Consider the following 20,972-nt stretch of genomic DNA (forward strand, 5'->3'; position numbering starts at 1 on the left):
AGTATAAAAAAGTTAGTAATAAAGTATATATTAATCATTTTGCTGGGCAATTTTAGATTACAAGAATATCACATAAAACCAAGAAAGTGATTGGAGCGGAAGGTGCGAGACTCCTGTGGTAGTAGTGGGAATCGACGGATTTCCTTTTGAAAATAGCAACAAATTTTACGAAAGCATACAAAAATATTGATATATCAAGCTTCTAAAATGTAAAGGGGCGTGTGTTTGTCATGAAAAATAGATTTATGAGACAGCCCCTTTTGCTATTTACTGTTCGATTTGAATTGTTAAATTAGTTGCGATTTAAGAAAGTGTTATTAAGTTTCTCCCTCTAAAGAGAACCCGTTACCTTTTTATGCTAAACCTAAAAAGTTAGACACAAATGTTAGGCAGATACCTGGGCATGATTTCGGTAATTAACCGGACTGATGTCTTTTATTTTTGTCTTTTCGTTTGTGATTGTAATAGTTAATGTTAAAGCTTAGTTCATTAAAATTTTTTGTCATTTTGATTACTATTTTTTTACTATTAAAGATAACGTTAAGGTGAATTATTTTTTACTTAATTTACTTAACCTTAAATAGAATAAAAATGTGCTTATAATACAATTCGAAATTGTAAGGTAAAAACACATGGGAATTTTCGCCAAATTATTTAGAAGCTTCAAAAATAGTTGTCGAAAAGCGGAATTCGCCCGAATAAAAAATAGGATTTTTTTAGATTATTTTAAAATTAGTTCGTTTTTTTTACTAATTCATATAAAAACAAAATATTTAATTGTATTTTTCGATAAAAAATGTAGAATTTTGTCGTTTTTTATCAGTTTTAATCGGAGGATTTTATGTAGATTTACCCCGATTTACCGTGGATACTTGCAAAAGTATAATCAGATTATAAATTTGATTATTTAGAAAAGTTTAAATACTTGAATTTATACAACATGAAGATTGATTGAGCTGGTGAAGTCCACAATTAGTTTGCTCAGTCAGGGGGGGTAAATATGAAAACCAAGAATTCCAAGAAATTTAAGATTTACCGAAAAAGTTTTATGAACTGTTTGTCCCTTTTATCGATGGTCGGTCTAGTATTGTCTAACTTGTCATTTGTACATGCCGAAGAAAATAATCAAAATCCATCGCTTACGAAAGAACCTGATCCAAATCCAGGCATTTTTGTTACAAATGGTAAAGGTAACCCAAATTCAACTAGTTTATCAAAAGAAGAGATTGAGAGATTAAAAGAAAAAGGTAATAAGGCTATTGAGGATGCAGCTGCTAGAGATAAAGAAAATAAATTAGCAGATAAAGAGAATCTTTCGAATATAGAAGCACATAAACCGGACGAGAAGGTTTCGGTTATTGTTCAACTGAAGGGTCAAACGGTTTCTGAAATGACTTCAGCAGTTGGCGTTAATCAAATGTCTGTGAGTAAAGCAACAAATATTATCCAGCAAGATATAGAAACTACAAAAAACAAAATTATGAACGAATTATCTAGTGGTAAAGCGAAGAGTAGTAATAATTTTGAATTTAAACATGAATTTGAGAACATTTTTAAAGGTTTTAGTATTGATAATATTAAATATGAAGATATCGACTATATAAAATCATTACCTGATGTAAAAGCAGTTACGTTACAACAAACATTTTTCCCAGCTGTTAATCAACAGCATGATCTTACTGGAATCAAAAATTTATGGAGTGGTGCTGCTCTAGGAAAACCGAATGGTTATCAAGGAGAAGGAATGGTTATCGCGGTAGTTGATACTGGCGTGGACTATACTCATGAGGCATTTCCTGATCCGAAAGATATGAGTAAAGCACGAATTAAAACGGGAAAATTTAAGCGTGCAGATGGATCTACTTCTCTTAAAGTTGTAGATGGATACAACTGGGCTGATCAAAATGACGATATCATCCCACGTGTGGAAAATCCAACTAATCAAACTAGCTCACACGGTGTTCACGTGGCAGGTATCGCAGCTGGATCTGGTCCTGTTATTCAAGGGGTAGCACCAGAAGCACAAATTATTGCAGAAAAAGTGTTCTCGGACCATCAAGCTGGTGCATTAACAGAAGATATTGTAAAAGGAATTGATCATGCTTCGGCATTAGGAGCAGATGTTATTAACATGAGTCTAGGTTCTTCATCTTCTTTCGATACGAGAGATGCTAACGATCCATTAGGAATTGCGATCCGTAACGCAACTGACGAGGGGCATGTAGTCGTAGTTGCGGCAGGAAATGCCTCTAATGCATATTCAGATCGATCAGGTGGGATGGGTGAGACAATCAAAATTGGACAAACACCTGACTTAAATAAAATTGGTAATCCAGGAGTTTATCCAGATTCATTTACAGTCGCAGCAGCAAATAATGTTGTAGCAAAACACACTGTTCAATTTTTTAACACAGCTGTCGGACACAACATTTCTGGAGAAGGACTTGATGATTGGAATTGGACGGCAAACAAGGACAAAGATTATGTATTAGTTTCTCTAGGAAAAGATATTGATGGAAATGACCGCACTGGCGTACTTTCGGATTACACGACTAAGTTAACGGCCAAAGTTAGAAATAATATCGTATTAATTAAACGTGGGACGATTAGTTTTGCGGAGAAGGTAGCAAATGCGAAACAGATGGGTGCGGCAGGAGTTATCGTCTATAACTCATCAGCTACTAGTGCAGCTCCTGATCCTCAAGGATTTGGAACGATTCCATTTTCATTTATTAGTTATGCGGATGGAATGGCGTTACAATCAGTTTTGGATTCAGTTCCTACTGTTGGAGGTAGTATTCCGACAATCAAATTTAAAATTGCAGACGAAAAATTAGGTTCTGCCTTTTCTGAATCAAACCCAGGACAACCAACAGATTTTACGTCTTGGGGAACGACAAGTGATTTATTATTAAAACCTGAAGTAATGGCTCCAGGTCATGCAATTGTTTCTTCTGTAAGAACAGCAGATACTAGTAAGCACAATGCCTATGAGAGTGAAGATGGAACTTCAATGGCGGCTCCTTATGTTGCAGGTGCGGTAGCTGATGTTATGCAAGCTTTAGAAGAAAAAGGATTTAAACCAGGAACAAGAGCTTTTTCTCTATTAACAAAGAATTTAATCATGAATACAGCTATTCCTGCAAAGAGAGATTATATCAATTCAAACAATCCTGGTGATCGTACTGATTATATGACTGAATACCAACCTAGAAGACAAGGAGCAGGTATGATTCGCCCAGATCTAGCTGTGAAATCTCCAATTGTCGTAACAGGTTCAGCTGGTACTGGCAGTATTAGTTTGAAAGAAATTGGTAAAGCGAATACATTTACACTAACTGCTCAAAATCTTTCAGATAAGGCTGTTACGTACAAATTAAATGGCACTGTCATGACGGATGTTTTAAAGGACTCACTTAAAACAAATTCGGACAATATTCGTAGTCGATATTTGGATGATGCAAACTTATCATTCGATTTAAATCAAATTACAATCCCGGCAAACTCAACGAAACGAGTTACGGTTACATTATCTTTAGCAGACTCTACGATAAAAAACACGTTTATAGAGGGCTATATTTATTTAGTACCGACAGATTCAAGTAACCCAACATTAAACGTTCCATATAATGGTTTTTACGGGAATTGGGATGAGCCAAACATCATTGATACGAAAGAAACAACAGATGTATGGACGGAGTCAGGTGCAGGAACACAATTAGCACTTAAAGCAGGTGGTTTTTATTTTGGATACAACCAGATATTTGGTGAACCACAAACGCCAGCTCAAGTTGCGTTAGGTGACAAGTTTTATGCTTTTGGTCCTGGAATGTACCCAGTCCCAGCGCTTGCTTTACTCCGAAACGCACGTAACTTAAAAATAGATGTAGTTGATAAGGAGCATAATCTTGTTACTCATATTTCAAATGAAGAGTGGCAGGTGAAATCTGATCCATATTCTGGTGGGCTTCCTTCTCAACTCTCAGAGAATTGGGTTTGGTATTTATATAATCAAGCGGTACCTGTTCCAGATGGACAGTATTACTTTGCGGTAACAGCAACAGCAGATGCACCGAATGCAAAACCGCAACCGACTGTTTATGTACCTATGTATAAGGATACGAAAGCTCCGACTCTAAATATAAAACGATCAGCAGATTATGATGAAAAGACTCATCCTGAGGTGACTAATAAAGACAGCTATACTGTACGCTGGACAATGGATGATGGGGACGCTGGCGGAGTTGATGGGAATGTATACCTAGCTATCAATGGAAGTGAGCCGTACTATAACTATCATGGTGATGTGAAACAAAATGAAGATGGGTCTTATGAAATGAAAGTTTCTGGACTTAATGAGGGACTGAATCTCCTTCATATTGCACCAATGGATAAAGTTGGGAATTTAGGGAAAGACCAAATCATACTTGTGAATAAAACAAGTAACCATGTTTGGATCGATTTACATTCGGCAACTTTAAACGATAACGTGCCAAACAGTTATTGGACGGCAAATGTAAAACCTGTTGACGATTTTAGTTTGAACTTCAATGCCGTTGGTCGAAAAAATGTCGTGAAGAAAATTCAAGCAGTTATTTTGAAAAATTATTACGATAATAGTACGGTCGTTCGAGATCCAATCGATCTTGACCTTAACCAATTCATGACTGAAACACCTGCATATGGTGTCTACAGTCAGTATGATATTAAAGGTCACATGACGATCCCAACTGATTTACCTGCAGGCGAGTATGCGGTGAAATTTGTCATCTTAGGAGAAGGTGAAAAATGGAATGACGCAAACATACCAGCCATTGGAATCGAAACCTTCGTCGATACAAGTGCACCGACGATTTCATTAAATGCGAGTAGTCTAAAAGCCTACAAAGAAAATAGCGTGGATCCTGTATCACTGATGCTTAATACGACAGTGAAAGATACGATCCCGAATTCAAGAGGATACAAAGTAGAGGTTGCTGTTGACGGAGGTTCTCCAAAATCAATGGGAAGTATCACAACCGCTGATAAAACTGCACAAACGTTCAGATATCCAGTTGTGTTAGCAAATGGCGATCATTCAATCGTCCTTACAACTACGGACTATATGGGGAATGCAAGTACCATCACCTTTGATGTAACTGTGGCAGATGATAAAGTGACAGTTAAGAATGGTGGAACAGATACTGATCTACCAATTAATATTGTTCCTTATAAAGATGCTAGTAGAAATGAAGAAATCAAACTGTTAGATAATTATCGAAACGGTGTATATGTTGCGGAGCAATTCGATCCAAGAGTTTCAGGCTATCTTGTAACGCCGTATGGTAACAATAAAACCTATTCATCGAATCCAGATCTGGCTCCAATCTTGTTAGTTGGAAATCAACAACGAAAAGCGTCAACTTATTATTACCCTAATGCTGCATATGACGTTCCAGTAGGAGATGTCTATTTCTTTAATTTTGAAAAAGTCGGTTACGATGATCCGGGTAGTATACCGGAAGGAGACAGCACGTTCCCAGTAACAATGATTGACTATTTAGGTCACGAGACAACCATTCAAGTACCTGTACACAAAAATTCGTATATACCAAAAGTCAAATTTGAAGATGCGATTATTGATTCAACAAATACTGCAACATTTTTCACGTATGATTCAACGTATACAGTGAAAGGTTCGGTAACGGCAGTTAGTGACAAGTTTTATGCTACATGGGTAAGTTGGAATGGTGAATACAAACTCAAAAACTTATTTGACGAAAATTCAGAATGGAGAACTTCTCCATTTGACAATCCAAATAGTTCTCAAGACATACCAGCAGGCTATGAACAAGCCCCTGGTGTAAATAACTTTAGTATGTCTTCTGGGGAACTTAAACCAGGCCCAAACTATTTTGAAATCGATGGAGGAAGTACAATGGGTGCAAATCCAAGTCACCCATTAGCAGGAAACCATCCATTAGTTTCGAATGTGGTTATCTATCGTCTTGGAGCAGCAGAAAGTTCTGATCTACCATTAGCAACAATAGCTGCAAACAATTTGACTTGGGACAGAATTAAAGGTGAGAACGCAGATCAAACTCACGTTAGAACTAATTTGGCACTACCTTTCGTTGATGAAGCTAATAAAGCGCATATTAGTTGGAGTAGCAGTGATTCGTCTGTACTCACAAACGATGGAAAGGTTTATAGAGCAGATAAAGACACAAACATCACACTTACTGCTACGGCGACTGTAAACGGTGCAACTGCTGTGAAGACGTTTAACGTTACAGTGGACGCTAAAATTCACGATGACTCATTAGCAGTTGATGAAGATTCTTCATTTATTAACTGGAATGTTATACGTGCAGGGAACACTGATCAAGGGGATGTAACTCAAGTTTTATCATTACCAACAAGAGGATCGAATGGTTCTAAAATTACTTGGAATTCCGACGATACAAAGCACATTACAAATCAAGGTAGAGTATATCCACCACTATTTGACGAAGATGATGCTCATGTAGAGTTAGTAGCGAAAATAACTAGAAACAGTGGTATTCAGTATAAAACGTTTAACTTAACTGTATTAAAAGATAGTGTAAATAAAGAAAAAACAATGGTTCTTCGAGCATATCAATCACTTGATATCAAAAAATTACTTGGTGAAAATGAAGCAGAATATGTGATCACACATGACCTATCTTTACCAACAAGCATTGGAAATGATGGCGTATCGATCACTTGGTTATCAAATACTCCAGAAGTTATAGCGAATGATGGAAAAGTGACTAGTCCTGCACAGAATCAGGCTGTTGGATTAACTGCCATTTTCAGATTAGGTACAGCTGCCATCGCGAAATCTTATAGTTTTTATGTAAGAAGTAAAGATACGAATGATGATCCAGCAGTTTTGGCAGCTAAATCGTCAGTTGTATGGAATTTGATCAAGCAAAACAATACTGATCAAAATGCTGTAACAACTAATTTAAATTTACCAACAAAAGGTACGAATGATACGACAATAACATGGTCTTCAAATAATCCATCAGTCATCAAAGCAGATGGAACGGTTTTACGACCAAAATTTGAAGATGGAAATTGCCTAGTCACATTAACAGCTACAATTACTAAAGGAAATGCAAGCACGACTCGAGATTTTGCTTTAACAGTTGTAAGACAAGATTATGTTGAGCCACCTGTTGTAGAACCACCAGTAAGTATTACAACAATCAATACAGTTGATGATAATGACACAAGCATTTTAGGTTCATCTCAACCAAATGCAAATATTATTGTGAAAAATAAAGATATTGTTATCGCAACAGGAAAAGTAAATTCAGAAGGTAAAATTTTAATCAACATTAGTCCACAAAAAGCAGGTACAGTTTTAACAATTAATGTGCAAGGAACGTCAGGAGATCAAATGACACTATCGACAATCGTCTTAGATCGAACTGCACCGAATGCACCGGTAATTAATACGATCGATAACAACGACACTGCGATTACGGGCAAAACAGAAGCTAACGCATCGATTACTATTAAAAATCAGACCAAGATAATAGCAACTGGAAAAGCAGATGCAAAAGGTACGTATCGTATTAAAGTAAGTAAACAAAAAGCAGGAACAGTTCTAACTGTATATGTCAAAGATGCAGCAGGAAATCAAAGTTCTGCGTCTAAAACAACAGTGTTAGATCGTACAGCTCCAAACGCACCAGTCATCTCAAGTTTGATTTCTAGTACAAATAATGGGGTAGTGATTAAAGGTAAAGCAGAACCAAATGCAACGATTATTGTAACAATAGGGAATAAAGTTGTTGCAAAAGTTAAAGTAACAAGCAAAGGCACATTTGCGGTGAAATTACCAAAACAACATAAAGGTACGATTACGATTACTTTATCTGCGGTTGATAAAGCTGGAAACAAAAGTAGTTCTGTAAAACGTACGATAAAAAATAAATAAAAAAAATCAATGGTGCTTTAAAATAAGGGTTGATTTTAATCCTTAATAAAAGGCACCATTTGATACAATCTAGTAAATAAATTGTTTTTGTTGTTCCATTGTAAGTAATACTCCCCTTAAAATATAAAAAAACAAGAATATTAATAGATATTCTTGTTTTTTTTAATTAATTTAATTTTCTGTTAATTTAAGTGTTGATTAATAACTGAGCCATTTCCAATGCTTTATCACCTAAGTTTTTCTTAGAATAATAATTAAATAATTCCTTTTTAGAACGCTTAATCAAATAATTAAAACCAAATTTTTTATACATTGGTATTGCTTTGTTTAATAAGTATTGATGATATTTTTTTTCTTCAGATTTTAACAAATAAATAAGAAGTTTAAATAAATGAATATATAGTAATTGATTAGTATTAATTGAAAAAATTAATCCCTCTTCAGCATTTTGAATTAATTCATCAGCTGAAGTTAGTTCTCCAACAAATGAACTTCGTATGAAACCTTCTAAAGAAAGTAGGTAAAATGGAGATTCTTTTGCTTTTAATGACATAGATTCTTTAAAATACTTACTCGCAAGATGATAATTTTTTCTTTGGAAGTATACATAAGCTAAGTTATGTAGTATTTTTGCTTTTCGAGCAGGTGCATTACATATATCACAACTTGTTATTAAGTTTTTAAGTCGGTTTATAATTTCGTCATAAACCTCGTCATCATAAAATCCATCATCATTCACTTGAATGATCATTAGCATTTCTGCATCAATCACTCTAAGATAATTATTAATTTGTTTAAAGTAATGATTAGATTTTTCAGCGTAATAATAAGCCAGAACTGGAGAGTGAATTGTATGGTAAGCTACTGCAATGTGATAATAATATTCTGGATTATTATATATCTTATTTTGAATAACTTTTAAAATTTGAATTGCTTTGATGTAATCTTGCTTTTCTAAATAATAAATTCCAGAGACATGTTTTAATAGATTGCTTTCAAAAGGGGTTAATTTTTCTTCTAATCCTTGTATTTTATTTATGATCTTTAATGTATCAGAAAGATTATTTTTCATTAGTAAATATCTAGCTCGGAGTAGATCGTACATATGAATATATTCTGAGATTTGAATTAACTCTTCTTGCTCGAGTTCATTATTAATTTGATCCATTTCTTCAAACAATTGCATAATTATTGCATCATGCCATTGGAATAAGCGTTGTTTTAAATTTATTAGTTTTTCGATTTCCATCTCCATGCTAATTCCAAGTCGCTCGGATATTAAAGTAATGATTTCGGGTGCATATTTTGTTTGACCTAATTCGATTTTACTAATATGAGTAATGGAACAAATACCTTTCCCTAATTGCTCTTGAGTTAGTCTGTATTTGTCACGATAGAACTTAATTATTTTTCCCTCATACATGGCTGATTCCCCTTTATAACCGTCTTCTTTCTCCTTTTTAACTTTAATAAAATAAAACCTCGCCTATTTGGTTAGCTATTTCTTAACTTTAAAGGCTTTATTGTTAAAACTTTAATCGTTAATAAAATTCTACATTTTCCAGCATACTAAGTACATTTAGTAAATTAGTGTCTTTAATGAAGTAATACTTCAGGATAAGTTAATATTTAATTAATCAACAAAGAGTAATTAATGTATAATCAAAATAATGAAACGGGAACTGAAATACCGAACTTGATTAATATTTATTTAAAATATCATGTGAAATAACAATAATTAATCAAATTGTTCTTTAATACTGAGGTGTAATTATGAATTTTGAACAAATGGAGTATATAGTAAATGTTGCAAATGAGATGTCGATTACAAAAGCAGCCGATAATTTATTTATTTCTCCTTCCGGTATGAGTCAATCTATTAGACAACTTGAGAAGGAGCTTGGCATAAAAATCTTCAATCGTTCAAAAGCAGGAGTTACTCTTACTTTTGAGGGGAAAATAGTTATTTCTAAAGCAAGTAAATTACTAAGCACTATTAAAGAATTAAACAAAGAACTCTATGATTATAAAAGTGGTTATCAAAGCCATTTGAAAATATTAACAGCTCCAACTTTTTTTTATATTCTTGATGAAACATTGGTTCAATTTAATTCGAAAAATGAAGATGTAACTTTCGAATTAGTAGAGGAAAATCCTACAGATATTCTTAAGAATATTAATAAAGAAAATTTTGACTTTGCTTTGATCCCTGCATCTGAAGAAGAGCTAAAAAAAGAAAAAAATATTCGATATGAACATATTTATAAGGGGCACATTTGTATCGCAGTTGGTAAAAAATCACCATTTTATTCATTTGACTATGTATCTCCGAGTGATTTAGTAGATTCAAAATTAGTTGTTTATAATAAATCCGATTATAAACCAATAAAAAAAATTTCTATTCAGAATTTAAACAAAGCGTTAATAAAATCGAATAGAATTAATATACTTTTTGAGTTAGTAAAAGATAGTCAAGCAATCTGCTATATACATGATTTTACAGTGAAAGACAGTCCTATGGTTATAAACGGAGACATAAAAATAATCCCTTTAAAGGAAGAAAATTATTTTTCAGTCGATTTTTGGCTTATTTATTTAGAAACAAGAGGATTAACAAAAGTAGCTGAGGAATTTTATAATGATTTTTTAAAAAATTTTAAAAATAGAACTTAATAAAAGATATCGTATTACTTAACAAAAGGACACTGAATAGATATCAATTTAGTCTCAATTGTAGATCCAAAAAATATTTCATTTTCATTAAACTACTAGTGCCTGTCTCTTATTTTTGAGACAGGCACTTATTTTTGTGTTTTCTGTAGTTAATGTTTCGAGTTTTACTCACCACAAAAGATGATGAATAATAATTTGAACTTTATCAAATTATTATTTAAGAAATTTCAATATTGATAGCACCCTACCTCACGAACATCCAATTTAATTGCACAAAAATTGCACAGACATACAAGAAACAATAGAAATAACAGACATGCTATGCATAAAATTACAGTGACCTCTTGATTTAATAGACTTAATTGACCTAAAATATTCAGTAATATTGAATAATACTCGTACACTGTAATTGACAGGGTAGGGGTCGCTGGTTCAAGTCCAGTTGGGATCATACGATTTAGAAGGCTCAAACCTAAGTGTATCAAGGGTTTGGGCTTTTTCTTTATTTTCTATTACTTCATTTTTAGGAATGAAATATTAATAATTGCACAAGACTGCACAAAATACTTCACGAGTTTTTTAATTAAGTCTAAAGTTCTTATCGAATCGACCGGCTGTTGCTTCTGTATTTCTTCAATTGAGTGTGAGTAAATATCAATTGTTATTCCAGCTCTTACATGACCTAATCTCTCGCAAACTACTTTAGGATTTTCAACCATTTGCATAAGAATAGTAGCATGAGTTACTTTTTTAATAAGCTTCCCATAGGTATTTTGAGTTTAAGTTTACAATTTTAATATATAATGATAAATGTATTTTGTAATTTTGAACATAACCGATTCAAGATAATATTCCATGTTAAACTAACAATTGTTAGCTGAGTATTATGAATTGCTTCGGTGACTCGTTGTTTCATTGCAAATAAAATTATTTTAGAAAATATATACTGGGATCATATTATGATTCATGTAATGAATTGAGTTCCCTGAAATAATATAATAACAACTAGTTTTTTAGAAATTTGATAAAGGAAGAAACTAGAGTGTGAAAAACAGTCAATCCAAAGGTCGGATTGTCTGTTTTTTTGTGTTTATTAAATTTAAACATGGATCTAAGATTAAAAAATCATAATATTTAGATGTGAGAAAATAACTTTATCTTAAAATTCTGACACTTTTTATCAAATCTTTTATATTACCCCAATCTCTAATGGATATTTGATTTTATTTCATTATTCAAACTTCCTCTTTTCAAGCGATAGATCTGGATTTGTAAAAATATATGCCAAATTTAAATGCTATATTTAACCAATTTTGTCGACAAAAGTCGAGTGAAAAAGTGCGATATTTCCCCAATACACGAAAAATGTAGACTCAAGTAATATTAAATTAACGTTTAAATATTGTAAATATTTATAAAATTTAAACGAAAATCTAAATATTGTTTGAGCAAATGATTAAATCTTTCATTATGCTCTTCTAGGGGGGAAATCATGAAGGTCAGAAAAGAGTTTATGAGTCTAAGAATGAAACAAACAAGAAGAATTTTATCGATTTCTGCGATGAGTGCAATGCTTTTAAATGTTGCATTACCTTATAGTTCAACACTCGCACACGCTGAAGTGAAACAAAATCAGCAAGCTGCATCTAGTGGAAAGTTTAATGCAGATGAAGTAAACCGAATTCTTGCGGGTCTTACCTCTGAGCAAAAAGAGAACATTAATAAATTAACGGGTGCGGATATCGCGAATAAAATCCGTGTGGGCCAAAAAGACTTAACGAAAAAATCGAACATTCAAGTCATTGTTCAATTTAAAACAGATCCAGCGAAGATCCAAATCATTAAAAATTCTCTTGAAAAAGGTATGGCAACAGCGAACACGCAAGCATTTGCGTCGGAATATACAGCAGCACAGCAAAAAGTGAAAGATGCTCACACCGCATTTCAAAGCTTTGTGAATAAGCAGGCGAAAACACAAATCGTCGGTGGGAAGCAAGTGGAAACGAAGATGAGTATCACAACACAATACACCGATGCCTTTAATGGGGTAGCGTTAACGCTTCCAGGAAATCAAGTGGCAAAATTAGCGGAAAACCCTGAGGTCGCTTCCGTTTGGCCAGTAGTGGAATATACGGTGTCTGAATCTGGAAACGCATCACAGACTTCAGAACCAGGTTCTGTTGGTAAGCCAACAGGTGGACTGTCATTAATGGGAGTCGATAAACTTCAAGCTGAGGGGTACACTGGTATTATTAAAAAAGGACCTCGCATGGGTCAAAAAGTAAAAGTCGGTGTATTAGATACGGGGATTGACTATAATCATCCAGATCTATACAAGGTGACACATGATGCGAATGGGAATCTTTATGAAGGGCATGACTTTGCCAATCCTACGCTGGATGCGCAAGGAAATATCGTTTTAAATGATGACCATGACCCAATGGAAACGATTTATCCGGATTGGGTGAAAGCGAAGGATAATTCAAATCCAAGTCCTGTCGATGTGCCGGCTCCAGCAGATTACAAACACTATATCACATCTCACGGAACGCATGTTTCGGGGACGATTGCAGCCAACACAACGAATAATAACGGCGTGTATTCAGCAAATGGAATGGCGCCAGATGTGGAGCTTCACGGCTATCGTGTATTAGGGCCAGGCGGTTCTGGTTTATCAGATTCCGTTTTAAAAGGGATTGACCAAGCCGTAATAGATCATATGGATGTCATCAATCTTTCTTTAGGGGCAAATCAAAACGACCCATTGTACCCGACAAGTATTGCGATCACAAACGCTACTTTAGCGGGTGTGACATGTTCGGTTTCAGCAGGTAACAGTGGTCCGGGTGTTGCAACAGTTGGTTCACCAGGAACGTCACCACTAGCGATTACGGTTGGGGCAAGTACGATACCAGAAGAAATACCTGTGATGACGATTAAAAACGGAAATTCGTCTTACCAATCTCGTTTATTCGGTAAAAGTTTTGTAGATGCCGATGATGCGCTAAAAGGACAAACATTACCAATCGTAGATGTTGGTTTAGGTAGTGCAACGGATTTCCAAGAAAAAGATGTAAAAGGGAAGATCGTACTTGTCCATCGTGGTGGAGAGTTTTTGCAAACGAAAATGGCAAATGCTCATAATGCAGGCGTAAAAGCGATGATCATTTGGGATAATCAAGACGATACGGAAACACAAGGATATATCCCAAACTTCTTAGGTGTAAGCCAAGATAATGTGTATTCGATTTCCTTGACGCAAGCACAAGGTTCTGCGCTATCGAACGCGATTAAAGCAGACCCAGACAATGCGACTGTTACATTTCCAACAACTCTTGATACATCAATCAAGAAAGATGGCGATGAACTAGCAAGCTTCAGTTCAACAGGTCCTGTAAAAGATTGGACGATTAAACCAGATGTGATCGCACCTGGTGTAGATATCATGTCAACGGCTCCTTATGATATATGGGAATCACAAGACAAGGCAACTCACAACTATGATTCTGCGTACCAATCCATGTCAGGTACATCGATGGCGGCACCTCATACAACAGGCGCAATCGCACTTGTCATTGCGGCTCATCCAGATTACACGCCAGCAGACGTGAAAACAGCTTTGATGAATACTGCAAAAGATGTGAATACAGATTCGAAAACGTATAGCATCTATCAAGTCGGTGCAGGTCGTATTGATCCTGTAAAAGCAATTAAAACGGATGTAAAAGTCCAAGTAGTAGACAAAGCAACGACACTTGATGGATCAAATGCGTTAACACAAATTGATCAAATCACGGGAAGCATCTTCTTTGGTTATAAAGGCCGTGGTGACGGTGCAACAAACGGAACGGATGATGTCGTTTCGTCGAAAGACTTCAACATTGTCAACCAAGGAAATAGCAGTAAAACCTTTAAGGTGAGTACACAGTTTCTTTCAACGAAATTTGCGCAATCGAATAAAGTAGGACCTGGAACTGGAAATGATGTGAAAGTTGATTTTTCAGTTGGTGGTTCGAAAGTAACATCGATTAATGTAGGTGGAAATAGTACAGAAAAAACAACGGCGACCATCACCGTTCCGTCGAACGCATTAGATGGTACCTATGAAGGGTATATCAATGTTGTCAATGCGGCGGATGCAAGCGAAACGTATCGCATTCCATTTACGATTACGGTAGCAGAAAAAGGTATTGATTCGTTTAAAGTTAATATAAAAGCTACACCAGTGGGTAATCTATCAGCCTATTCGTTCTCGGTGAATAACGAAATGGAAAACATCTATGTTGTTTTAAAAGACAAAGATGGAAAGTATATAGGGGTTACGAACACGTTACGAAGCGGCAGCAACTTTACCCCAGGTATTCACTACGGTCCGATCATCACCCTTTTTAATGGAGGATATCTTCCGTTTACGAAAGACTATGATGGAACGTATGACCAGTCCGGAATCTCAAGTAAATTAGCCGTTTTACCAGAAGGCGCTTACTCTCTTGAGATGATTGCGACGGACAAAATAGGAAAACGCTATACAGCAGAAGACACAGTCTATGTTGACGGTACACCGCCAACGATGAAGATGGACAATGATTCAAAGGGCGGTATTTATGAGATTGATACAGCAGGGTACCTACCAGGACAAGAAATTAAAGGGTTTTATGGTACTGTCTATGATTCGAACATTGATGTCATGAAAAATAATAGCGAAACGTCCGTTCCAAGTCCGAATGACGGGGTAACACCAGTCCCTGTTGACCAAGGATTGAACCATGTTTTCGGCTACCAAGATAGTTATAATCCAACTGTAATCTTTAATACAGATGAAAAAGGTCGCTTCCACTTTGGTGTCACAGCTGAGGATGTAGCGAACAAAATGGGTAGTGAATTTATTATTAATCCAGTCGACTACTCGGGTGAAGAAGATTATGATACGAAAAAAGAGACTTATTATTTCATCAAAAAGGGTACTCCATATTTAACGTTAACCTCATCGAATGGAGTAGATGCAGGCCCAGGGAATGATGATAAATTGGTTGTTGATAGCAATAAGCCGTTTAAAGCGACGATTGCAACAAAGTATGGAATCGGCATGAATGGTGCTACAATTACGCTGAATGATCAAGGCGTATATAAATTTAGCAATATCCGACTAACGGATGAATATAAAAATTATCTCCTTCGTAAAGGGATGAGCCAAGATGCTGTTGATCATGCGCTAACGGTTGGTCAACCATATAAACATCCGGTTTATCAAGTTGGTCAAAACACGGATGTAACCATATCTGGAAATGTTCCAGTTCTAGACCATGATATGAATATTATTGAAGCAGATGTTACTTTTTCGAGCCCGGACCCAATTGTGGGGCCATTTCCATTCATCTTCTTAAAAGCGAATTTAACGTTGTCAGGTGAGGATACGAAAGTAGCATGGTTCCCAACGAATACACCTAATGTACGTCAGTCCATCTCTGTACTTCGAGGTCGTGTGGCGGCGGAATCTTTCGCAAGAAACAACATAAACAATAACTATCCTCAGTTCACAGTGGATTCAGGAGCGAAGGTAACAGTTAGAAACGACGAAGGTAAATCGTTTACAACGGACAACCCTACGTCATTTAATAATACAATGGCCTATACGTTTATCAATCCTTATTATGCCGTGACGATGGATGTAAGTGATAAACCATATTCGGTTGAAGCAAGTGTTCCAGGACATTTCAAGGGTTACGCAAAAACACCTGTCATTGGTGAAAATAAATATGGATATAATTCAGGTACCATCAAGGATCTTCCAGGTCTTTTCCCAATTCTATTAGGTGGAGATGTGAATGGCGATAACGTCATTGATATGAAAGATTTGACGGCTGAAGCGAATGCTTGGTCAACTTATAATGGACAGGCAAATCCGACCGCAAAAAAAGCATGGTTGAATGATCCAGTAAACCGAAATAACGATATTTATTGGATTCCAACCACAAACCCATCCGGTTGGGGAATCGACTACAATGATTTCTATTTCATCTTCAAAAACTTTGGAGCAAAAAACCAAAGTGCCATCGATGCTGGATTAACAGTAGCAAATCCACAAGAGACGCTTACAGCGGACACGATGGTGAATGGTGTACAATTACACGCTGGAGATGGGTTAAAAGAAGTAAAAGCGGCCCTTAATTTTGCAGGTCCAGCGCAAAAAACATTTGAAACAACGATTCCGAAATTACAGGAATTACAAAATGGTTCAACGATTTCCTTGATTCCGCAAAGTACTGTATTCGTTGATGATCAGTTGTGGAGAAAAGCAATTACACAAGTCATGCTAGGTTCGACAGATGTAACAAGTAGCGTTACGATCTCACCAGGTTATCAGTATGCTGATCAACTTGGAGCAGCGCAGACAATGCCTTCTAAAATTACGTTACCTGGTTCATTATTCACGGCAACTACGACTACGAATTACACCGTGACGATTAAGGCGACTGGCTATCAAAATGTAACAAATACCTTTACCGTGTCAGCGGTACCAATTCCGACTCCTACGATTCCATTGGTAACCGACCCGGCAAAAGCGCATTTAGGTAAGGATTTAACGTTTACCTTCCCAGAGGATGCAAATTGGCGTCAAGGAATCAACAACATTAAAGTGAAAACGTTGAATTCCGCACTTGTGGATGTTCCGCAACAATATTACGATATCAGCGTACCTGGACAAATTACCTTTAAGGCTGATTTATTTAAAACAGATGCATCTCCTGTTGGTCCTACATCAGTGATCAAACCTGGTGGAACCAACTGGTTACCACAGCTATATAAGTTTGATATCAGTTCGATTGGGGCGGATAATACGATTTACCCAACTAAATCCGTTGGTGTGGATTCAAATGGAAGTGCTGCACAAGCAGTTGGATATGGCATAACATTTGATACGCAAGGTGGTGCGCCAGTTAGCCCGATAGCGATTGGATACAAACCAGCAAGCACCAAAATAAATGGTGATGTTTTAGCGAACCAGGCGATAATTGGTGGATTTAAAAACCCTGCTACAACTAGACCTGGATATGTCTTAATTGGTTGGTTTACTGATCAAGCAGGTACGACTCAGTGGCAACCAGGAAATAATGTAAGCACAGACCAAACTGTCTATGCAAAATGGCAAATGAATGCAACTCAAAACTATTCTCTTGTTGACGCAGACAACTCAAATGGGCCGAAATTCGACGGAAGTTTATCAGTAAGCGGAAACGGTTGGGTACTTGGAGAAGGCGATTTAAAAATCACCATCCCAGATTATGTAACCACTATTCCTTGGTTAACAGACAAGACTAACATTTCAAAAATTGAAGCCACTTACTATAAGATGAACAATGATGGCTCAACAGACACAAACGCAACGACTTATACATTAGACTCAAGTACCTATAAATTGACGGCTGGGGCAAACAATACCGGTATTCTTTCGTTTACAACCGCTACGCATGATCAAGCTGTTCAAGCGGGACAAACGACATTAGGAGAAAAGTTTGCCTTTAGTGAGATGCCAACAATCGCAAATTTAGGAAATATCAAGGGGTATAAGGTTACATTAACCGCGACAACAGGCGAAACAGTGACGATCCCTGATATTAAACTTGGATACAGACGTCATATTGACTTGAACGGCGGAACATTAAAAACGTCAAATGACTCTTTCTTGGCTGATCAGCTTGTGAATACAAAAGCGTCAGCGCCAACGATGTCAAATGTTCCATCGCATGTTACAAAAGGTAGTCTGACAGCTGGTCCGTACCTCTACTTGGACGCTGCTGGTTCAAGCGACAAGAAGTCGGCGATTACAGATGGTCCGATTCTTTTAACAGATAATGCAATCTACTATCTAGGTTGGATAAAAGTACCACCTACCGTTTCAAAAGATACAATCGGAAACATTGTAGGTAGTGATATTACGTTACCGTTCACAGATGACGGGATATGGAAAAACAACATAAAAGAAGTGAAAATTGGTTCGAAAACATTAGTCTTAAATACAGATTACACGATGACAGATAAAAGTATCATTCTTAACCGTAACCTCTTCACAATTGGACAAAAGGTCAATGTGACGATTGTTTCGGAAGGGTATCAAGATGCAATTGTTAGCGATCAAGTCATTGGTTATACGGTAACGTTTGAATCAAATGGCGGAGATCCTGTTCCAGCTCAAATTGTAGACAGAAGTGCGACAAAACCAACGGAACCAGCAAAAGTTGGCTTTAAGTTCTACGGTTGGTATAGTGATCAAAACTTAACAACACCGTATGATTTTACAAACATCGTCACAAAACCAATCACCCTTTATGCTAAATATGCGTTGGCTGGTTCTGTTGTAACACCAGATACAACAGATAATGCTTTAGGGAACAATATGGCACTTGAGTTCAGTGATAATGACTGGGCAAAAGCAATTAGTAGTATCGCGATAAACGGTATTACGGTAGACAAAACAAAGGTCAATGTAGATACAGTTAACCGTACGATTACACTAGATAAGAGCCTGTTTACAAGAGTAAGAGATTACATGATTCTTATCAAGGCAACGGATTATGCTGATGCGACAGTTACCCAAAAAGTAGTGAATGGAAATAATATACATTTCGTACTTCCAAGTGATGCTCCTACAGTGGTCAAAGCTGCAACAAAAGACCTAATCGTTGTACGCAGAATCACAGAACCAGTTGCTTATGGTTATGATTTAACTTGGTTCGCAGATGAGGCTTGTACAATTCCTTGGGATTTCACAAACTCAATTTATTCTGCAAGAACACTTTACGGAAAATGGTCAGTTCATAAATTTACAGTAATCTTCGATTTACAAGATTTTGGTTTCGTATTTAATACGACAGCAGATTATAATACGACAATTACAGCTCAGACACCAATAAGAACAGGTTATACTTTCCTTGGATGGTATAAGGATGCAGCAGGTCGAACTGCATGGAATTTTGCAACAGATAAAGTAACAGAAAATACAGTGTTATATGCGAAGTGGAGTATCAACTCTTATACAGTTACATTTAATAGCAATGGTGGAAGTACAGTATCTAATAAAACGGCAAACTACGATACTGTGATCTCAGCTCCGACAGCACCAACAAGACCTGGTTACACATTCTTTGGTTGGTATAAAGATGTGGCAGGACAATTTGCTTGGAATTTTGCGACAGATAAAGTTACAAACAACGTATCGATATACGCGAAATGGTCGCTAAATCGACCAATTATTAATACAATCGATGACAATGATACAACGATTTCTGGTAAGACAGTTGCGAATGCAACAGTAGTTGTGAAAAACAACGGTGTTGAAGTTGCATCAGGAAAAGCAAATGCAGAAGGCAACTACAGTTTAAATATTACTCCACAAAAAGCAGGAGCAGTATTAACAGTAATTGCTACGGATGCAGCAGGAAATCAAAGTGAAGCAACATCAATTACAGTATTAGATCACACAGCACCAAAAGCGCCAATAATTAATACAATTGATGACAATGATAAAACGATCTCTGGTAAAACCGAAGCGAATGCAACAGTAGTTGTGAAAAATCATGGTGTTGTAGCTGGAACAGGAAAAGCAAATGCAGAAGGCAATTTTAGTTTAGAAATTGCAACGCAAAAAGCAGGAACTGTATTAACAGTAATTGCTACGGATGAAGCTGGAAATCAAAGTGAAGCATCAATTACAGTACTAGATCGTACAGCACCAAATGCACCAATTATTCATTTAATTGATGACAATGATACAAAAATTACTGGAATAACAGAAGCTAATGCAACGATTATAGTGAAAAACAAAGGTACATTAGTTGCAACAGGAAAAGCCGATTCAAAAGGATTATTTAGTATCAAAATTAATCATCAAAAAGCAGGAACAGAATTATCAGTCACGGCTAGTGATCTATCTGGTAATGTAAGTACTAGTACAAAAGTCAAAGTACAAGACAAAACAGCACCAAATGGACCGAAGATTTCAAAGATCATCTTAAAAAATAAGAATGAAATTCAAATTACAGGTACTGCTGAAGCTTATTCTACAATTACTGTGAAAATTGGTAATAAAGTAGTGGCAAATGTAAAAGTAACAAGTAAAGGAACGTTTACAGTAAAATTATCAAAGGTAAGTAAGGGTAAAAATAATATTACTTTATATGCCATCGATAAAGCTGGAAACAAAAGTGCAGCGGTAACTCGTTCACTAATTATCAAATAACTACTTCTCAAAACCTCATTTCAAATTAAATTTGAAATGGGGTTTTTTTATGCCAATTAAAGCACTTTTTAATTTTGTTTATGTAGACATTGGTCTTTGGATTAATAAACA

The 20,972-nt window shown here is 36.0% G+C and carries 5 protein-coding genes; 3 read left to right on the forward strand and 2 right to left on the reverse strand.

Translation table 11 applies throughout. The annotated features are described in order from the left end of the window. Positions 1-1,000: 1,000 nt before the first annotated feature. On the forward strand, positions 1,001-7,951 hold the full coding sequence (locus tag B7R65_RS09680; protein WP_088042553.1) for an immunoglobulin-like domain-containing protein: 6,951 nt from the start codon (positions 1,001-1,003) through the stop codon (positions 7,949-7,951). A 187-nt stretch (positions 7,952-8,138) separates the two neighbouring features. Here the strand turns inward: B7R65_RS09680 and B7R65_RS09685 are convergent, their stop codons facing one another. Continuing rightward, positions 8,139-9,374: a helix-turn-helix domain-containing protein gene (locus B7R65_RS09685; RefSeq protein WP_088042554.1), complete on the reverse strand. Its 1,236-nt coding sequence runs from the start codon at positions 9,372-9,374 to the stop codon at positions 8,139-8,141. Between the two features lie 350 nt (positions 9,375-9,724). Between B7R65_RS09685 and B7R65_RS09690 the strand changes: the two genes are divergently transcribed. Then, complete coding sequence (locus B7R65_RS09690) at positions 9,725-10,624, forward strand: LysR family transcriptional regulator (protein ID WP_088042555.1); 900 nt, start codon at positions 9,725-9,727, stop codon at positions 10,622-10,624. A 512-nt stretch (positions 10,625-11,136) separates the two neighbouring features. Here B7R65_RS09690 and B7R65_RS21505 read toward each other — a convergent pair. Then, positions 11,137-11,349 carry a hypothetical protein gene (locus B7R65_RS21505; protein WP_218780413.1) on the reverse strand — a complete coding sequence of 71 codons (213 nt, stop codon included), beginning with the start codon at positions 11,347-11,349 and terminating at the stop codon, positions 11,137-11,139. Positions 11,350-12,116: 767 nt separating this feature from the next. Here B7R65_RS21505 and B7R65_RS09695 point away from each other — a divergent pair. Then, positions 12,117-20,861: an Ig-like domain-containing protein gene (locus B7R65_RS09695; protein WP_088042556.1), complete on the forward strand. Its 8,745-nt coding sequence runs from the start codon at positions 12,117-12,119 to the stop codon at positions 20,859-20,861. The last annotated feature ends 111 nt before the right edge of the window (positions 20,862-20,972 follow it).

This window comes from Bacillus sp. EAC (genome assembly GCF_002156875.1).
In the GTDB taxonomy this organism is placed as follows: domain Bacteria; phylum Bacillota; class Bacilli; order Bacillales; family Bacillaceae_G; genus Gottfriedia.